The sequence below is a fragment of the Actinomadura sp. RB99 genome (assembly GCF_014706005.1).
In the GTDB taxonomy this organism is placed as follows: Bacteria; Actinomycetota; Actinomycetes; order Streptosporangiales; family Streptosporangiaceae; genus Spirillospora.
The window spans coordinates 1-16,361 of record NZ_JABMCA010000054.1; the positions used below are offsets into that span (position 1 = coordinate 1).

12 protein-coding genes are annotated in these 16,361 nt (G+C 74.0%); 8 read left to right on the forward strand and 4 right to left on the reverse strand.

Annotated elements, in window-relative coordinates; translation table 11 throughout:
- Positions 1 to 57: 57 nt before the first annotated feature.
- The gene (locus tag amrb99_RS35030; RefSeq protein ID WP_190864394.1) at positions 58 to 2,406 is read right to left on the reverse strand and encodes an excinuclease ABC subunit UvrA; all 2,349 of its coding nucleotides are present in this window, start codon (positions 2,404 to 2,406) and stop codon (positions 58 to 60) included.
- A 62-nt stretch (positions 2,407 to 2,468) separates the two neighbouring features.
- Complete coding sequence (locus amrb99_RS35035; protein ID WP_190864396.1) at positions 2,469 to 3,269, reverse strand: SAM-dependent methyltransferase; 801 nt, start codon at positions 3,267 to 3,269, stop codon at positions 2,469 to 2,471.
- Between the two features lie 101 nt (positions 3,270 to 3,370).
- Between amrb99_RS35035 and amrb99_RS35040 the strand changes: the two genes are divergently transcribed.
- Positions 3,371 to 4,996, forward strand: a complete 1,626-nt coding sequence (locus amrb99_RS35040; protein ID WP_190864398.1) for a SpoIIE family protein phosphatase — start codon at positions 3,371 to 3,373, stop codon at positions 4,994 to 4,996.
- A gap of 41 nt (positions 4,997 to 5,037) precedes the next feature.
- Here amrb99_RS35040 and amrb99_RS35045 read toward each other — a convergent pair whose 3' ends face one another.
- A complete protein-coding gene (locus tag amrb99_RS35045) occupies positions 5,038 to 6,369 on the reverse strand; it encodes a DUF2252 domain-containing protein (protein WP_190864400.1) in 1,332 nt (443 codons plus the stop codon).
- 53 nt (positions 6,370 to 6,422) lie between these two features.
- Positions 6,423 to 7,478, reverse strand: coding sequence for a zinc-binding dehydrogenase (locus amrb99_RS35050; RefSeq protein ID WP_190864402.1), 1,056 nt, complete (start codon positions 7,476 to 7,478; stop codon positions 6,423 to 6,425).
- A gap of 156 nt (positions 7,479 to 7,634) precedes the next feature.
- On the opposite strand from amrb99_RS35050, the gene amrb99_RS35055 reads away from it, so the two are divergent.
- The 7 genes from amrb99_RS35055 to amrb99_RS35085 all read left to right on the forward strand — a co-directional run bounded on the left by amrb99_RS35055 (position 7,635) and on the right by amrb99_RS35085 (position 16,357).
- Positions 7,635 to 9,035: a lysine 2,3-aminomutase gene (locus amrb99_RS35055; protein WP_190864405.1), complete on the forward strand. Its 1,401-nt coding sequence runs from the start codon at positions 7,635 to 7,637 to the stop codon at positions 9,033 to 9,035.
- Positions 9,036 to 9,099: 64 nt separating this feature from the next.
- The gene (locus tag amrb99_RS35060; protein ID WP_190864407.1) at positions 9,100 to 10,296 is read left to right on the forward strand and encodes a cytochrome P450; all 1,197 of its coding nucleotides are present in this window, start codon (positions 9,100 to 9,102) and stop codon (positions 10,294 to 10,296) included.
- Positions 10,297 to 10,359: 63 nt separating this feature from the next.
- A complete protein-coding gene (locus amrb99_RS35065) occupies positions 10,360 to 11,439 on the forward strand; it encodes a DUF3616 domain-containing protein (protein ID WP_190864409.1) in 1,080 nt (359 codons plus the stop codon).
- A gap of 68 nt (positions 11,440 to 11,507) precedes the next feature.
- Positions 11,508 to 12,728, forward strand: a complete 1,221-nt coding sequence (locus amrb99_RS35070; protein ID WP_190864411.1) for an acyl-CoA dehydrogenase family protein — start codon at positions 11,508 to 11,510, stop codon at positions 12,726 to 12,728.
- Positions 12,729 to 12,904: 176 nt separating this feature from the next.
- The gene (locus amrb99_RS35075) at positions 12,905 to 13,444 is read left to right on the forward strand and encodes a DUF1707 and FHA domain-containing protein (RefSeq protein WP_190864413.1); all 540 of its coding nucleotides are present in this window, start codon (positions 12,905 to 12,907) and stop codon (positions 13,442 to 13,444) included.
- 221 nt (positions 13,445 to 13,665) lie between these two features.
- Positions 13,666 to 14,904, forward strand: a complete 1,239-nt coding sequence (locus tag amrb99_RS35080) for an ROK family protein (protein WP_190864416.1) — start codon at positions 13,666 to 13,668, stop codon at positions 14,902 to 14,904.
- A 127-nt stretch (positions 14,905 to 15,031) separates the two neighbouring features.
- Positions 15,032 to 16,357: an ABC transporter substrate-binding protein gene (locus amrb99_RS35085; protein ID WP_190864418.1), complete on the forward strand. Its 1,326-nt coding sequence runs from the start codon at positions 15,032 to 15,034 to the stop codon at positions 16,355 to 16,357.
- The last annotated feature ends 4 nt before the right edge of the window (positions 16,358 to 16,361 follow it).

Genomic DNA, 16,361 nt, shown 5'->3' on the forward strand with positions numbered 1-16,361 from the left:
TGCGGGGGCGCGCCACGCGCACCCCGCACGCAGCGCACCACGCGCGCAGCGCACGCGTCAGCGCAGCCGGGCCTTCAGGTACGGGGCGGTGCGGCTCGCCGGCGAGGCCGCCACCCGCGCGGGCGTCCCCTCGGCGACGACGCGGCCGCCCTCGCCGCCCCCGCCCGGCCCGAGGTCGATGACGTGGTCGGCGGACGCGACCACGTCCATGTCGTGCTCGACGACCACCACGGTCGCGCCGCCGTCCACCAGGGCGTGCAGCTGCCGGTCCAGCAGCTCGGTGTCGGCCGGGTGCAGGCCGGTCGTCGGCTCGTCCAGCAGGTACAGCACGTGGCCGCGGCGGGCGCGCTGCAGCTCGGCGGCCAGCTTGATGCGCTGCGCCTCGCCGCCCGACAGCTCCGTCGCCGGCTGGCCGAGCCGCAGGTAGCCGAGGCCGACGTCGCGCAGCGCCGCCAGCGCGCGGGCGGCCGGGGCGACCTCGGCGAGGAACCCGGCGGCCTCCTCGACCGTCATCGCCAGGACGTCGGCGACGCTCGCGCCGTGCCAGGTGATCTCCAGCGTCTCGGGGTTGTAGCGCGCACCGCGGCACACCTCGCACACCGCGTAGGTGGACGGCAGGAACAGCAGCTCCACCGACACGAACCCCTCGCCCTGGCAGTTCTCGCACCGGCCGCCCGGCATGTTGAACGAGAACCGGCCGGCGCCGTACCCGCGCGCCCGTGCCTCATCGGTGGCGGCGAACCGCTTGCGGACGGCGTCGAACAGGCCGGTGTAGGTCGCCAGGTTGGAGCGGGGCGTGCGCCCGATCGGCCGCTGGTCGACCCGCACGACCCGCTGCACGTCGCCGCCCGCCTCGGCGTGCTCGGCGAGCACGTCCACGAACGTCGACTTCCCCGACCCCGACACCCCGGTGACCGCGGTGAACACGCCGAGCGGGACGTCGGCGTCCAGCCCGCGCAGGTTGTGGCGGGTGACGCCGCGCAGCTCCAGCGCCCCCGACGGCTCGCGCGGCGCCCGCCGCGGACGGGCGGCCTCCCCGAACAGGAACCGGCGCGTGACCGACTCCGGCACGTCCCGCAGGCCCTCGACGGGCCCGCTGTGCAGGACCCGGCCACCGTGCACGCCCGCGCCGGGACCGACGTCCACGACCCACCCGGCGCGGCGCACCACCTCCATGTCGTGCTCGATGACGAACAGGCTGTTCCCCGCCGCCTTCAGCCGCTCCAGCACCGTCATCAGCGCCTCGGTGTCGGCGGGATGCAGGCCGGCGGACGGCTCGTCCAGCACGTACACCACGCCGAACAGCCCGGACCGCAGCTGCGTCGCCAGCCGCAGCCGCTGCAGTTCCCCCGCCGACAGCGTCGGCGCCGGGCGGGACACGGCGAGATACCCCAGGCCCAGCTCCTCCAGCACCTCGATGCGGGCGGTCAGGTCGCGGGCCAGCACGGCCGCGGGCCCGTCCCCGGCCAGATGGGGGCGCAGCACGTCCGCCAGCGCCGACAGCGGCAGCGCGGCCAGCTCGGCGATGCCGCGGCCGGCGAAGGTCACCGCCAGCGCCTCGGGCCGCAGCCGCCGCCCGCCGCACACCGGGCACACCGCCGCGACCAGGAACGACTCGGCGCGGCGGCGGCGCGCCTCGCTCTTGGAGTCGGCATAGGCGCGCAGCACCAGCCGCTTGGCGCTGGAGTAGGTGCCCTGGTAGGGGCGGTGGATGCGGTGCGCCTCCCGGACCGGGTGGACGGTCACGACGGGCTGCTCGTCGGTGAACAGGATCCAGTCGCGCTGCTCGCGTGGCAGGTCCCGCCAGGGCCGGTCGATGTCGTAGCCGAGGGCGTCCAGGATGTCGCGCAGGTTCTTGCCCTGCCAGGCGCCCGGCCACGACGCGATCGCCCCCTCGCGGACGCTCAGCGACGGGTCGGGGACCAGCGACTCCTCGGTGACCTCGTGGACCTCGCCGAGGCCGTGGCAGCGCGGGCACGCGCCGGCGGCGGTGTTCGGCGAGAACGCGTCGGAGTCCAGCCGCTCGGCGCCCGGCGGGTACTCCCCCGCCCGCGACATCAGCATCCGGAGCGAGTTCGACAGCGTCGTCACCGTCCCGACCGACGACCGCGACGACGGCACCGACCGGCGCTGCTCCAGCGCCACCGCCGGCGGCAGCCCCGTCACCTCCTCGACGGCGGGCGCCGCGACCTGGTGCAGCAGCCGCCGCGCGTACGGCGCGACCGACTCCAGGTAGCGGCGCTGCGCCTCGGCGTACAGCGTGCCGAACGCCAGCGACGACTTGCCCGACCCGGACACGCCGGTGAACGCCACCAGCGCGTCGCGGGGGATCGCGGCGTCCACGCCGCGCAGGTTGTGCTCGCGGGCGCCGCGCACCCGCACGAACGGGTCGTCGGCGGCCTGCATGATCAGCACACTACCGGCCCGCCGCCGCGCGCCGGCGCGCACCGCCGCGCCGGGGCCGCAGGTCAGGGGCGGCGGCCCACCCCGCCGAACACCAGGAACCGTTCGGGGTCCCGCACCTCGTCGCCGTCGTCGGGACGCCACAGCGGCACGTACACCAGGCCCGGGTCCAGCAGGTCCCAGCCGTCGAAGAAGCGCAGGATCTCCGCGTGCGACCGCGACACCGCCGGGGAGGTCGCCCGGTCGTACAGCTTGCCGATCGCGGCGGTCTTGCCCGGCTGCGCCTCGTGGGTGAGGTGGGACAGCACCAGGTGGCTGCCCGGCGCGCCCGCGTCGCGCAGCGCCGCGGCGATCCCCGCCGGGTCCTCGTCGTCCTTCACCAGGTGCAGGGCCGCGACGAGCAGGAACGCCACCGGCTTGGACAGGTCGACGACCCGGTTCAGCTCGGCGTGCTCCAGGATCTCCGCGGGCCGGCGCATGTCCGCCTGGACGACGGTGGCGCGGTCGTTGCCCGCAAGGATCGACCGGCTGTGCGCGACGGCCACGTCGTCGTTGTCGACGTACACCACCCGGGCGTCCGGATTGACACTCTGCGCGACCTCGTGCACGTTGCCCTGTGTGGGGATCCCCGACCCGATGTCGACGAACTGGTCGACGCCGGCCCGCGCCGCCGCGCGGACCGCGCGGCGCAGGAACGCCCGGTTCGCGTGCGCCAGTTCCCGCGCCCGCGGCTCGATCCGCAGCAGCCCGGTCGCGAGGTCACGATCGGACGCGAAATTGTGCCCTCCGCCGAGCAGGAAGTCGTACACCCGTGCGACGCTTGGCCTCTGACTGTCGACCTCGGGTGGGATCCACTCGGAGTCCATGCATCGTCTCCCTTTTCCGCCGAGGGGGCTCGTCCGCGGGGGATTCAGCGTAACGGCAATCACACCGCGGCGACCCTGACGCAGCCGACCGTGAAGGACCGATGTCAGAGCCATTCGCAGCGCACGCCGGCCCGGTGACCGTCCTGCTGACCCCGGACGGCGAGGTCACCGCCTGCGGCGACGGCGCGGCGCGCCTGTTCGGCTGCCCGGCGGCGGCGGCCGTGGGCGCGCGGCTGCCCGACCTCCTCGGCGCCGCGTCCGCCGAACCGCTCGAGGCGGCGCTCAAGCAGGCCGCGGCGGGCCGCCCGTGGCGCGGGACGCTGCCGCTTGCCGGCGGGCCGCTGGAGGTGTCGTGCGACCCGATGGCGGCCGGTTCCGGCCGCACCCTGGTGGCGCTGACCGTCGCGCCGCCCTGGGCGGCCGGGCTGGAGCTGCTGAACGAGGCCGGCCGCAGGATCGGCTCCACCCTGGACCTGCACCGCACCGCCGCGGAGATCGTCGGGGTGACGGTGCCGCGGTTCGCCGACGCGGGCGCCATCTACGTCCTGGAGTCGCTGCTGGCCGACGGGCGGCCCGCCCCGCCCGCCGGCGGCGCGGGCGGCGCGCACGGACCGGCGGTGGTGCGGCGGCTCGCGATCGCCTTCGCCGAGGACGACCCGAGCGGCTGGGCCCGCGAGTTCCCCGTCAACGAGGTCATCGTCTACCCGCCCGACACCCCCTACGCCCAGTGCGTCGGCGGCGCCCGGATGGTCGAGTTCGGCAGCGACGCCATCCCGGACGCGATCGCGCACCGCACCGGCCCGTCCATGGACGGGCTCCTCGACCACGTGTCGCTGCTGGCGGTGCCGCTGGTGGCGCGGGGACGGGTGCTGGGGTTCGCGGTGTTCAGCCGCAAGCGCGGCCGGCCGCCGTTCGCGCCCGCCGACACCGCGCTCGCCGCCGAGCTGGCGGCGCGGGCCGCGACGTGCGTCGACAACGCCTGCCTGTACCGGCGCGAGCACCGCACGGTGACCGCGCTGCAGGCGACCCTGAAGCCGGGCCGCGTCACCGCCCCCGCCGGGCTGGAGATCGCGCACCGGTACGTGCCGGCGGGCGGTGACGTCGGCGGCGACTGGTACGACGTCGTCCCGCTGCCGGACGAGCGGGTCGCGATCGTGATCGGCGACTCGGTCGGGCACGGGGTGACCGCGGCCGCCGCGATGGGCCAGCTGCGGATCGCCGCGCACACCCTGGCGGGCGGCGGGCTGCCGCCCGCCGAGGTGCTGACCCGGCTCGACACGATCGCGCAGGGCCTGGACGCCGCGCAGTTCGCCACCTGCCTGTGCCTGGTCTGCGACCCGGCGACGATGCGTTGCGAGCTGGCGTGCGCCGGGCATCCGCCGCCGCTGCTGGCCCTCGCCGACGGGACGGCCCGGCACTTCGCCGTCCCGCACGGGCTGCCGCTCGGGGTGTCGGACCCGGCGCACCCGCCCGAGTACGAGCAGCTCTCCGCGGTCATCCCGGCGGGCGCGACCCTCGCGTTCTACACCGACGGGCTGGTGGAGAGCCGGATGCGCAACGTCGACGAGGGCATCGCCCGGCTGGCGTCCGCGCTCGTCGCCTCGCGGTCGGAGTCGCTGGAGGCCACCGCCGACGGCGTCCTGGCCCTGCTGCCCGACCAGCAGGGCCACGACGACATCGCCCTCCTCCTGGTCCGCGCCGCCGCCCCCGAGAGCGCGAACCGCTGACCCCGCCGGCCGACCCCACCGGCCGACCGGGCCGGCGGCGGCTACAGGCCGGGGATCAGGTGGTTGCGGAAGGCGTCGACGAAGTACTCGTGGTCGCGGCGCACGACCTCGGCGTAGCCGGTGCCGAACGCGACCATGTCCTCGACGAACGCCGACTCGTCGGCGCCGATCACCGCGTTGATGGCGTCCTCGACCTGGAACCCGACCAGGGTGTGGTCGGAGTCGGTGTCGGACACGCAGTGCACCTTGGCGGTGGCGCGGCCGAGGTCGTCCAGGACCGACAGCATGTCCTCCGGCTCGGTGAGCCCGCCCCAGTCCAGGTCCTCCTCGTAGGGCGACAGCTCCTGCACCACGTAGCCGACCCCGTCGATCTGGGTGTAGCCGAGCCACGGGTCGGTGTTGGCCTGCAGCGCCCGCCGCGACACCGCCGTGCGGTGCCCGTGGTGCTGGAAGTACTCGCGGATGCGCGCGTCGTCGACGACCCGGCTCGGCGCGGCGACGTTGCCCTGCTTCATCGACAGGATGACGTCGTTCTCCAGCGCCTGCGTGTTGCCCTCCACCAGGATGTTGTACGCCGACAGCCCCGCCGACCCGATCCCGAAGCCGGACGCGCCGACGATGTCCTTCACCTGGTAGGTCAGGCTGCCGAACCGCTTCTCCGACGGGATGGTGCGCAGGTAGTCCTGGTAGGCGGCCTCGACCTTGGCGCGCTCGGCGCCGTCCAGGCGGCGGACGCCGGCGCGGTCGCGGAACCGGCGGTCCGGGCCCTCCACGACCGTCATGCCGTCCAGCAGCCCGATCCGGGTGCCGCCCATCGCCTCGATCAGCACGTCCCGCACGTAGCCGTCGGAGTTGTCGAGGGTCAGCGCGAACTTCTCGTCGCCCTCGTGGGCGGCGAACAGGCGGACCTGGTCGACGTAGGCGCGCACGTAGGTCTCGATGAGCCGCCGGATGTCGGCGTCGGAGATCGCCTTCTGCCAGGCCAGCAGCGCCAGGCTCGCCACGAGCCGCTTGACGTCCCAGGTGAAGTGCCCGACGTAGGCCTCGTCGAAGTCGTTGACGTCGAACACGAACACGCCGTCGTCGTTCATGTAGGTGCCGAAGTTCTGCGCGTGCAGGTCGCCCTGGATCCACACCCGGCTCGTCCGCTCGTCGGCCCACCGGTCGTCGTCGTGCTGGACGTCGGCGTAGAACAGGCAGGCGCTGCCGCGGTAGAACGCGAACGGGTCGGAGGCCATCTTGCGGAACCGGCGGCGGAACTCGGCGGGGCTGCGCTCCATGAGGTCCGAGAACGCCTGGACCAGCACGTCCACGATCTGCGTCTGCCGCTCCTTGGGATCGCGCCCGTGCAGTTCCCCGATGACGCTCGCCATGCTCTCTCCCTCGATGATCACCTGATCCCCGCCGCTTCCGGGGGATTCGGCGATCATTCTGCCGAATCCGCCCCCGCCCGGGCGGTGAACAGCGGGAGAAGGGCCGGTTCCGACCGCAACAGGCCGAGCGCGGTCTCGGCGTGGCCGGGGACGTAGCCGTTGCCGATCAGCATGGTCACGTCGGCGGCCAGGCCCTCGGCGCCGAGCGCGGCGGCGGAGAACGACGTCGCCATCGAGAAGAACACCACGGTCCCGCCGGGCGCGGTGGCGAGGATCGCGCCGTGCTCGCAGCCCGGCACGTCCACGCACACCACGGTGACGTCGGCGGGCTCGCCGATCGCGGCGGCGACCGCGACCGGGTCGCGGGCGTCGGCGCGCACCACGGCGTCGGCCAGGCCGGTCGCGGCCAGCCGTTCCTCCTCCTCCGCGGTGGGGACGAGGCCGATGGTGCGGGACGCGCCCGCGCGGCGCGCCGCCGCCAGCGACAGCGAGCCGCTCTTGCCGGCGCCGCCCAGCACCGCCACGACCGGGCGTTCGCGGGCCGCGACGACCCGCTCGGTGAGCGCGGGCGCGCCGCACACGTCCATCACGGCCAGCGCGACCGGCACCGGCAGGTCGGCGGGCAGGACGGCGGCGATGGAGCGGGCGAACAGGATCGCGTGGCCGTCGGCCGGGACCTGCTCGGACCGGCCGTCCCAGCGGGCCAGTCCGTCGGTGACCGCGAGCGGGGTCAGGGTCAGCGAGACGAGGGTGGCGACGCGGTCGCCGGGCTCCAGCCCGAGCGGGGAGTCCGGGCCGGCCTCCTCGACGGTGCCGACGAGCATCCCGCCCGAGCCGGTGACCGGGTTGTGCATCTTGCCGCGCTCGCCGATGATCCGCAGCACCTCGGCGCGGATCGCGTCGGGGTCGCCGCCGTGCGCGGTGTGCAGCTGCCGGTAGGACGCGGCGTCCAGGTTGAGGCGCTCCACCCGGACGCGGACCTCGTCGGGGCGGATCGCCGGATCGGTGTCCAGCCGCGCCGCCGCCTGCGGCAGCACGCCCGCCGGCTCCAGCACCCGGTGCAGCCCCACCGCGGTCCCCGCTCCCGCCGCCGTCCCGGTTCCGCTCATCCCCGCGCCCCTTCGCAACGTCCGTGTCCCGTGTGATCCATGGTGATGCCCCGGAAGATATACCGAGTACCTCTGGTTTCAGTGGAAGTCTTCCCGTAACGTCGGCTCCATACAAGACTTTTATGCGATCGATGTGACGCGAGGAGGCGGTCGACGATGACCACTGCCCTGCATCCGGACCCGGACGCGGCCGTCCGCGGCGCCGCGGCCCACCGGGACGCGGCGCGCCAGCCCTACGCCTACCGGCGCCGGCCGCTGGAGGAGCCCGACTGGCGGCGGCTGCCCGGCTGGAAGGACGTCACGGACGCGGAGTGGGAGTCGGCGCAGTGGCAGCGCTCGCACTGCGTGAAGAACCTCCGCCAGCTCCGCGCGGTCATGGGCGATCTGCTGGACGAGTCGTTCTACGCCGACCTGGAGCGCGACCAGGCGGAGCGGGCGACGATGTCGATGCTGCTGCCGCCGCAGATGCTCAACACGATGGACACCTCGTCCACCGAGGCCTTCTACGCCGACCCGGTGCGCCGGTACATGCTCCCGGTGTTCAGCGACCGGCGCACCGACTGGCCGTCGCATCCCTACGCCACCCGCGACTCGCTGCACGAGGCGGAGATGTGGGCCGTCGAGGGGCTGACCCACCGCTACCCCACCAAGGTGCTGGCCGAGCTGCTGCCGACCTGCCCGCAGTACTGCGGGCACTGCACCCGGATGGACCTGGTCGGCAACTCCACGCCGAACGTCGACAAGCACAAGTTCACGATCCGGCCACCGGACCGGCACGAGGCCATGCTCGACTACCTGCGCCGCACGCCGGGCGTCCGCGACGTCGTGGTGTCCGGCGGCGACGTGGCGAACCTGCCCTGGCCCCGACTGGAGTCGTTCGTCGACGCGCTGCTGGACATCGACAACATCCGCGACATCCGCTTGGCCAGCAAGGCGCTGATGGGCCTGCCGCAGCACTGGCTGCAGGACGAGGTCCGCGCCGGGATGGAGCGGCTGGCGGCCAAGGCGCACGAGCGCGGCGCGCAGATCGCGATCCACACCCACGTCAACGCCGCCGGGTCGGTGACGCCGCTGGTCGCCAAGGCGGCGCGGGCGATGCTCGACACCGGCATCCGCGACGTCCGCAACCAGGGGGTGCTGCTGCGCGGCGTCAACGACTCCCCCGACGCGCTGCTCGACCTGTCGTTCGCGCTGCTCGACGAGGCCGGCATCATGCCGTACTACCTCTACATGTGCGACATGATCCCCAACAGCGAGCACTGGCGGCTCGCGGTCTGGGAGGCGCAGGAGCTGCAGCACGCCATCATGGGCTACCTGCCCGGCTTCGCGACCCCGCGCATCGTGTGCGACGTCCCCTACGTGGGCAAGCGCTGGGTGCACCAGCTGGCGGACTACGACCGCGAGCGCGGCGTGTCCTACTGGACGAAGAACTACCGCACCGGGCTGGAGCTGTCCGATCCGGACGCGCTGACGCGCCAGTACGAGTACTACGACCCGATCTACACGCTCCCCGACCGCGGTCAGGAGTGGTGGCGGGAGCGGGCCGAGGCGGCGTGACCGCCAGGCGCCTTTACATTGTAGATCTGTTCCATGGGTGATCGGGCGGAATATCCTCGGACGGGTGACCTCTGAGCCGACGTCCCCTTTCCCGATCGGCGCCGCCGCGGCGGTGGCCGACCTGGAGGACGACCCGCATCCCCTGCTGGCCCGCCTGCGCGCCGCCGAGCCCGTCTCCTGGCTGCCCGCCCTCGGCGGCTGGCTGGTCACCTCGCGTGACCTGGCGCAGCGGGTGATGCGGGACGCGGCGGCCTTCACCGTCGACGACCCGCGCTTCTCCACCGCGCGGGTCGTCGGGCCGAGCATGCTGTCGCTGGACGGGCCCGTCCACACCCGGCACCGCGACCCGTTCGCCCGGCCGTTCCGGCCCGCGCGGACCCGCGAGCGGTTCACCGCGTTCGTCGAGGCCGAGGTCGCGCGGCTGGTCGGCGGGCTCGCGCCGGCCGGCCGCGCGGAGCTGCGCGGCGAGCTGGCCGGTCCGCTCGCCGTCGCGGTCGTCGCCGAGGCGCTCGGCCTGGAGGGCGTCGACGCCGCGACCATCCGGTCCTGGTACGGGGCGTTCGTCGAGGCCGTGTCCGCCATCACCGCGGGCGGGGACGCGCCCGCCCGCGCGGACGAGGCGTACGCGCTGCTGCGCGCGGCCGTCGAAAAGGCGATCACCGAGAAGGCGGTCACCGCGGACGCCCCCGGGTCGCTGCTCGCGGAGGCCGCCGCGGACGGGGCGGGCCTGACCACCGCCGAGGTCGTGGCGAACGCGGCGATCCTGATGTTCGGCGGCATCGACACCACCGAGGGGATGATCGCCAACACGGTGCTGCACCTGCTCGGCCACCCCGGCCAGCTCCGGCTCGTCCTGGACGACCCCGGCCTGCTGCCCGCCGCGATCGAGGAGTCGCTGCGGCTGGAGCCGTCGGCGTCGGTCGTCGACCGCTACGCCACCCGCGACACCGCCCTCGGCGGCGTCACGGTGCGCGCGGGCGACCTGGTGCGCGTGTCGATCGCGGGCGCCAACCGCGACCCCGCCGTGTTCCCCGACCCCGACCGGTTCGACGTGCGGCGCGCCAACGCCGGCGAGCACCTGGCGTTCGCGCACGGTCCGCACTTCTGCTTCGGCGCCCATCTGGCCAGGCTGGAGGCCCGCACCGCGGTCGCCGCGCTGCTGGAGCTGCCCGGCCTCCGGCTCGACCCGTCCCGCCCGGCGCGCGCGCACGGGCTGGTCTTCCGCAAACCGCCGCACCTGCACGTCCTCTGGGACCGATAGCGGCCGCACGGGCGCGGGCGCGGCGGGCCGGAACGGCGCCCGTTTTATGGGAGCATTCCGCTCATGATCGTGGAACGCCAGGTCGAGCTGCGCTTCGGGCTCGAGAGCCGGGAAGCCGGGACGCACACCAACCTGTCCGCCGTGCGCCAGGACGGCCGCTGCCTGTGGGTGGCGGGCGACGAGACCGCCACCATCGAGCGGCTCACCGCGACGCTCGACGGCGACGGGCTCGTCACCGGCTACGAGGGGCACACCACGGTCGCGCTCGCCGACCTGGTCGACCTGCCCGCCGGCCCCGGCGAGGAGGCCGACATCGAGGGCCTGGCGCGCGGCAACGGATGGCTGTGGGCGATCGGCTCGCACAGCCTGAAGCGCAAGAAGATCAAGCCGGGCCAGTCCGGGGCGAAGGCCCGCAAGCGGCTGGCGTCGGTGGTGCGCGAGGACAACCGCTTCGTGCTCGCCCGCCTCCCGCTGGCCGCCGGCGCGGACGGGCTGCCCGAGGTCGTCCGCGAGGACGGCGACCGCACCGCCGCCGTGCTCGGGCTGCACGGTGACTCCGTCACCGACCTGCTCGCGGACGACCCGCACCTGGCGCCGTTCCTGTCGATCCCCAGCAAGGACAACGGCATCGACATCGAGGGGATCGCCGCGCACCGCGACCGGCTCTACATCGGACTGCGCGGGCCGGTGCTGCGCGGCTGGGCCGTGCTGGTGGAGATCCGGCCGGGCACCGACCCCGACGACCCGCGCCGGCTGCGGCCGCTGCCGGTCGGCGACGGCAAGGCCCTGTACCGCACGCACTTCCTGGACCTGGGCGGGCTCGGCATCCGCGACCTGTGCCCGCAGGGCGACGACCTGCTGATCCTGACCGGTCCGAGCATGGACCTGGACGGCCCGGTGCGGGTGCACCGCTGGCCGGGGATCGCGGAGGTCGACGCGCCCGAGGTCGTCCCCGCCGAGGACCTGCCCCGCGTCGGCGACCTGTCCTACGGCGACGGCGACGACCACCCCGAGGGCCTCGCCGTCCTGGACGGCCTGCACGGGGAGGGAACCCGGCTGATGGTCGTGTACGACAGCCCGTCGTCCAAGCGGCTCACCGCGGGCGGCGGCGTGCTCGCCGACGTCGTCCGCCTCCCCGAGTAAGCGCTCGCTTTTCGAATCTGCTTGGATGGTGCCCGCAACCTGCGGGAACCGGAAGGGCGAGGCTGAGCATGATCGAGTGGTCCGAGGAAGACCTGATGATCCGGGACGCCGTGCGCGGCTGGATCGACGCGGAGGTCCGGCCGAACCTGGACGCCCTGGACTCCGGCGAGCTGCCGCCCTACGACCTGCTCCGGAGCCTGTACAAGACGTTCGGGATGGACGAGATGGCGCGCTCGTCCTTCCAGGCCCGGATCGCCAGGGAGCGCGAGGCCGGCGGGGACGGGGACGCGGCGAAGAAGGACTCCGACGGCCCCGGCGGCGGCAACGCGGCGATGACGATGCTGCCGGTCATCGAGCTGTGCAAGGTCGCCCCCGGCATGGTCTCGGCGATGGGCGTCGGCCTCGGCCTCGCCGCCGGGACGATCATGAAGCGGGGCACCCCCGACCAGAAGGAGCGCTGGGCGCTGCCCCTGCTCACCATGGAGAAGGTCGGCGCCTGGGCCATCACCGAGCCGAACTCGGGGTCCGACGCGTTCGGCGGCATGCAGGCCACCGCGAGGAAGGTCGGCGACGAGTACGTCATCAACGGTGGCAAGACCTTCATCACCAACGGCCCCTACGCCGACACGATCGTCTTCTACTGCAAGCTCGACGACGGCCGCGAGCCCCGCGACCGCGAGATCCTCACGTTCGTCCTGGACCGCGGCATGGAGGGCCTGGAGCAGAGCAAACCGCTGCGCAAGATGGGCCTGCACTCCTCCCCCACCGGCGAGCTGTTCCTCAACGACGTGCGCGCCGGCGCCGACCGGCTCCTGTCGTCCGGCTCGCAGGGCGGCAAGGAGTCGGCGAAGCAGAACTTCGTCACCGAGCGCGCCGGCGTCGCCGCGATGGCCCTCGGCGTCATCGAGGAGTGCCTGAAGCTGTCGGTCGAGTACGCCAAGACCCGCGAGCTGTGGGGGCAGCGGATCGGCGACTTCCAGCTCATCCAGCTCAAGCTCGCCAAGATGGAGGTCGCCCGCCTCAACGTGCAGAACCTGGTGTTCCGCCACGTGGAGATGCAGCGCTCCGGCCGCACCCCGACGCTCGCCGAGGCGTCGGCGATGAAGCTGTACGCCGCGCAGGCCGCCAGCGAGGTCGCGCAGGAGGCGGTGCAGCTGTTCGGCGGCAACGGCTACATGAGCGAGTACCGGGTCGAGCAGCTGGCCCGCGACGCCAAGTCGTTCCAGATCTACGCCGGCACCGACGAGATCCAGGTGACCCACATCGCGCGGGACCTGCTCTCCCGCTGACCCGGCACGGCACCGGAGAACCCGCGGAGGGGCACCGCGGGAACTCCGCGGAACGTTCCCGAACTTCCGGCGGCTTCCAGGCATCGAAAAGGTGGAGGGCGGGTGAGGGCGATCGCCCGCCCTCCGCCTGACGGCCATTCTGGACAGCCGACGACGGGGACTGGATACTCACAGCCATGGACGGTCAGCCCTCTTACCCGGTGCGAGCGTCCGACACCGAGCGGGACCGGGTGCTGCGCGTCCTCAGCGAGCGCGTGTCCGAGGGCCGGATGTCGCACGAGACGTTCGAACGCCGCGTCGACCAGGTGCTGCAGGCGCGCAGCCGCGCCGAGCTGGACGACATCGTGCACGACCTGCCCCCCACGAGCCGCGTCGTCGGCCGGCTGACCGGCCTGGTCGCGACCGTCTCGCAGGTGACCGCGCGGATCGAGGCGGCGTGGCGGGGCCCCCGGCTGCCGCGCTTCGTGCTGCCGCCCGCCGGGTCGTCCCGGATCGTGGTCGGCCGCGCCCCCGCCTGCCAGTTCGTGCTGACGGACCTGACCGTCTCCCGCTTCCACGCCGAGCTGTACCAGGCCGAGGAGGGCTGGATGGTCTCCGACCTGGGCTCGATGAACGGCACCCGGGTGAACGGCTGGCGGCTCACCGGCCCGGCCCGCGTCCGGCCCGGCGACGAGATCGGGTTCGGCAACGTCGGCTTCATCGTCGCCGCCCCCTGACGCGCCCCCGGCCCGCCCGCTCGACTCCCCGCCCTGACCGCCCGCCGCCCTCCCGGCGCCCCGTCACGCCCTCATCCGTGACCTCCGCCGTGCCCTCCCCTCGGGCCGCCCGCGCGGCCGCCCGCCCGGAACCGGCCGTCGCAGGGTCTTGACGTGTTCGTTAAGAGTCCTTACTTTCTCCTCCAAGTTAGGAAACCTTCTTAACTCTCCGAGGAGCCGCCGTGACCGCGCCCGTCCCCGGGACCCCGAGCCTGCTGCGCGCCATCAACGACCGCGCCGCGCTGGAGGCGCTGCTCGCCCGCGGCCCGCTCACCCGCCCGCAGATCTCCGACCTCACCGGCATCTCCAAGCCGACCGCCTCGCAGCTGCTCGCCCGGCTCGAGGAGGCCGGCCTCGTCGTGCGGGACGGCCTGCGCGAGGGGCTCCCCGGCCGGACCGCCGAGCTGTACCGCGTCAACGGGGCCGCCGCCCACGTGGCGGGCGCCGACGTCACCCCGGCCCGCATCAGGGTCAGCGTCGCCGACCTGACCGGGACGGTCGTCGGCGAGCACACCCTCCCCACCCCCGCCCGCACCGGCGTCGACGTGGTCGCCCGGATGGCGGAGGCCCTCGACAAGGCCGCCGCCGCGGCCGGGCTCGCCCGCACCGCGCTGAACCGGGCCGTCATCGGCATCCAGGGCGCGATCGACCCGTCCACCGGACGGCTCGGCTACGCCGCGCACATCCCCGGCTGGCACATCCCCGACCTCGTCGACACCCTCGCCGGCGGCCTCGGCGTCCGGATCGCCATCGAGAACGACGTCAACCTCGCCGCGCTCGCCGAGCGCGCCGGCGGGCAGGCCGCCGGGACCCGCGACTTCGTGCTGCTGTGGGTCGCCGACGGCGTCGGCATGGCCGTCGTGCTGGACGGCGCGCTCCACCGCGGCGCGACCGGCGGCGCCGGCGAGATCGGCTACGCGCCCGCGGTCGGCGCCCCGCTGATGCGCGACGTGCGCCGCACCCACACCGGCGGCGTGCACAGCCTCACCGGCGGCGCGGCCGTGCTGAAGCTGATGCGCGAGCACGGGTTCCGCGGCCGGGACGCGGCCACCGCGCTCGGCCGCGCCGCCGCCGAGGTCGGCGCGACGCCGGCGGGGACGCGCACCGCCGCCGACGCCGGGGCCCGCGCCGAACGCGCGCTGACCGAGCTGGCGACCCGCCTCGGCGCCACCCTCGCCACCGTCGTCGCCGTCCTCGACCCGGCCCTGGTCGTGCTCACCGGCGACGTCCTGCGCGCCGGCGGCGAGCCGCTGCGCGCCCGCGTCCGGCAGCACCTGCACAGCCTGACGATCCCGCGCCCCGAGGTCCGGCTCAGCTCCCTGCGGGGCAACCCGGTCGTCGCCGGCGCGCTGCAACTGGCCCTCCAGGAGACCCGCGACGAGGTGTTCTCCACGACCGTCCCCGACACGCCCCGTCCCTGAGCCGCCCCGTTCCTCAACCGCCCCCTCTCCGAACCGCCCCGTCCCCCGGACCGACCGCACCCATCCCACCCCACTCCCCCACAGCGGACGGCGGCACCGGCCGTCCCTCCCCCGAAGGAGAACCGGAGTGCGCACATCGACAACGCGCCGGCTCGCCGCGGCTTTGGCCGCCGCCGGGCTCGGCCTCACGGCCTGTACGGCCGGCGGCAACGGCGGCCAGTCCGGCGGCCCGAAGGTCGGGGACAAGCAGACCATCGAGGTCTGGCACGGCTGGAGCGCCCCGCACGAGGTGAAGGCGTTCCAGGACGCCGTCGCGGGCTTCCACAAGCTGCACCCGAACATCACCGTCAAGCTCGTCAAGGACCAGACCGACGACCGCATCACCAACGCCATCCGCGGCGGCAACCCGCCCGACGTCGTGTCGTCGTTCACCACCGACAGCGTCGGGCAGTGGTGCCAGAGCGGCGCCTGGCAGGACCTGTCCGGCGACATCGCCGGGTCCAGGCTCGACATGAACCAGTTCCCCAAGCCGGTCCAGCAGTACACGCAGTACAAGGGCCGCCGGTGCGCGATGCCGCTGCTCGCCGACGCCTACGGGCTCTACTACAACAAGGCCCTGATGAAGGGCGAGCAGCCGCCGCGCACGTTCTCCGAGCTGACCGCGCTGGCCAAGAAGCTCACCGTCCGCAACCCCGACGGGAGCATCAAGGTCGCCGGGTTCATGCCGTCGGCGCAGTACTACGAGCACCAGGTGCAGCACCTCGCCACCCAGTTCGGCGCGAAGTGGCTCACCCCCGACGGGCGCGCCGCCTTCGCCGCCGACCCCGCCGTCAAGGCGTACCTGCAGTGGGACAAGAGCCTCATCGACTGGTACGGCTACGACGACGTCAAGAAGTTCCTGCACTCGATGGGCCAGGAGTTCGAGTCGTCCAACCCCTTCGAGAAGGGCAAGGTCGCCATGGCCGTCGACGGCGAGTGGCGCACCAAGTTCATGCAGGAGGAGGCGCCGAAGGTCGACTACGGGACGGCGCCCGCCCCCGTCCCCGACGGGCAGGACGCCCGCTACGGCAGCGGATTCGTCACCGGCACCGTCATCGGCATCCCGCGCGGCGCCAAGCACCGCGCCGCCGCGTGGGAGTTCATCCGCTACCTGACGACCGACACCGGCGCGCTCGTCACCTTCGCCAACGCGCTCGGCAACGTCCCCACCACGATCGCCTCGCTGTCCTCGCCGGACCTGAGCCTGCCGCCGCAGTTCAGGACGTTCCTCGACATCTTCAAGAACCCCGCGAGCGCCACGACGCCGCCCACCCCGAACGGCAACGACTACGTCGTGAAGTTCCAGCAGTTCGTCCAGGACCAGTGGGAGCCCGGCAAGGCCGGCGACCTCGGCAGGGCGCTCACCGGCCTCGACGGGAAGGTCGACGCGTCGCTGAAGCTGGCCGGGGGCTGACGCC

Bases quoted from the DNA above. Each gene is read 5' to 3' on its own strand.
- amrb99_RS35030 (WP_190864394.1), bottom strand. From the start codon at position 2,406: ATGCAGGCCGCCGACGACCCGTTCGTGCGGGTGCGCGGCGCCCGCGAG.
- amrb99_RS35035 (WP_190864396.1), bottom strand. From the start codon at position 3,269: ATGGACTCCGAGTGGATCCCACCCGAGGTCGACAGTCAGAGGCCAAGC.
- amrb99_RS35040 (WP_190864398.1), top strand. From the start codon at position 3,371: ATGTCAGAGCCATTCGCAGCGCACGCCGGCCCGGTGACCGTCCTGCTG.
- amrb99_RS35045 (WP_190864400.1), bottom strand. From the start codon at position 6,369: ATGGCGAGCGTCATCGGGGAACTGCACGGGCGCGATCCCAAGGAGCGG.
- amrb99_RS35050 (WP_190864402.1), bottom strand. From the start codon at position 7,478: ATGAGCGGAACCGGGACGGCGGCGGGAGCGGGGACCGCGGTGGGGCTG.
- amrb99_RS35055 (WP_190864405.1), top strand. From the start codon at position 7,635: ATGACCACTGCCCTGCATCCGGACCCGGACGCGGCCGTCCGCGGCGCC.
- amrb99_RS35065 (WP_190864409.1), top strand. From the start codon at position 10,360: ATGATCGTGGAACGCCAGGTCGAGCTGCGCTTCGGGCTCGAGAGCCGG.
- amrb99_RS35070 (WP_190864411.1), top strand. From the start codon at position 11,508: ATGATCGAGTGGTCCGAGGAAGACCTGATGATCCGGGACGCCGTGCGC.
- amrb99_RS35075 (WP_190864413.1), top strand. From the start codon at position 12,905: ATGGACGGTCAGCCCTCTTACCCGGTGCGAGCGTCCGACACCGAGCGG.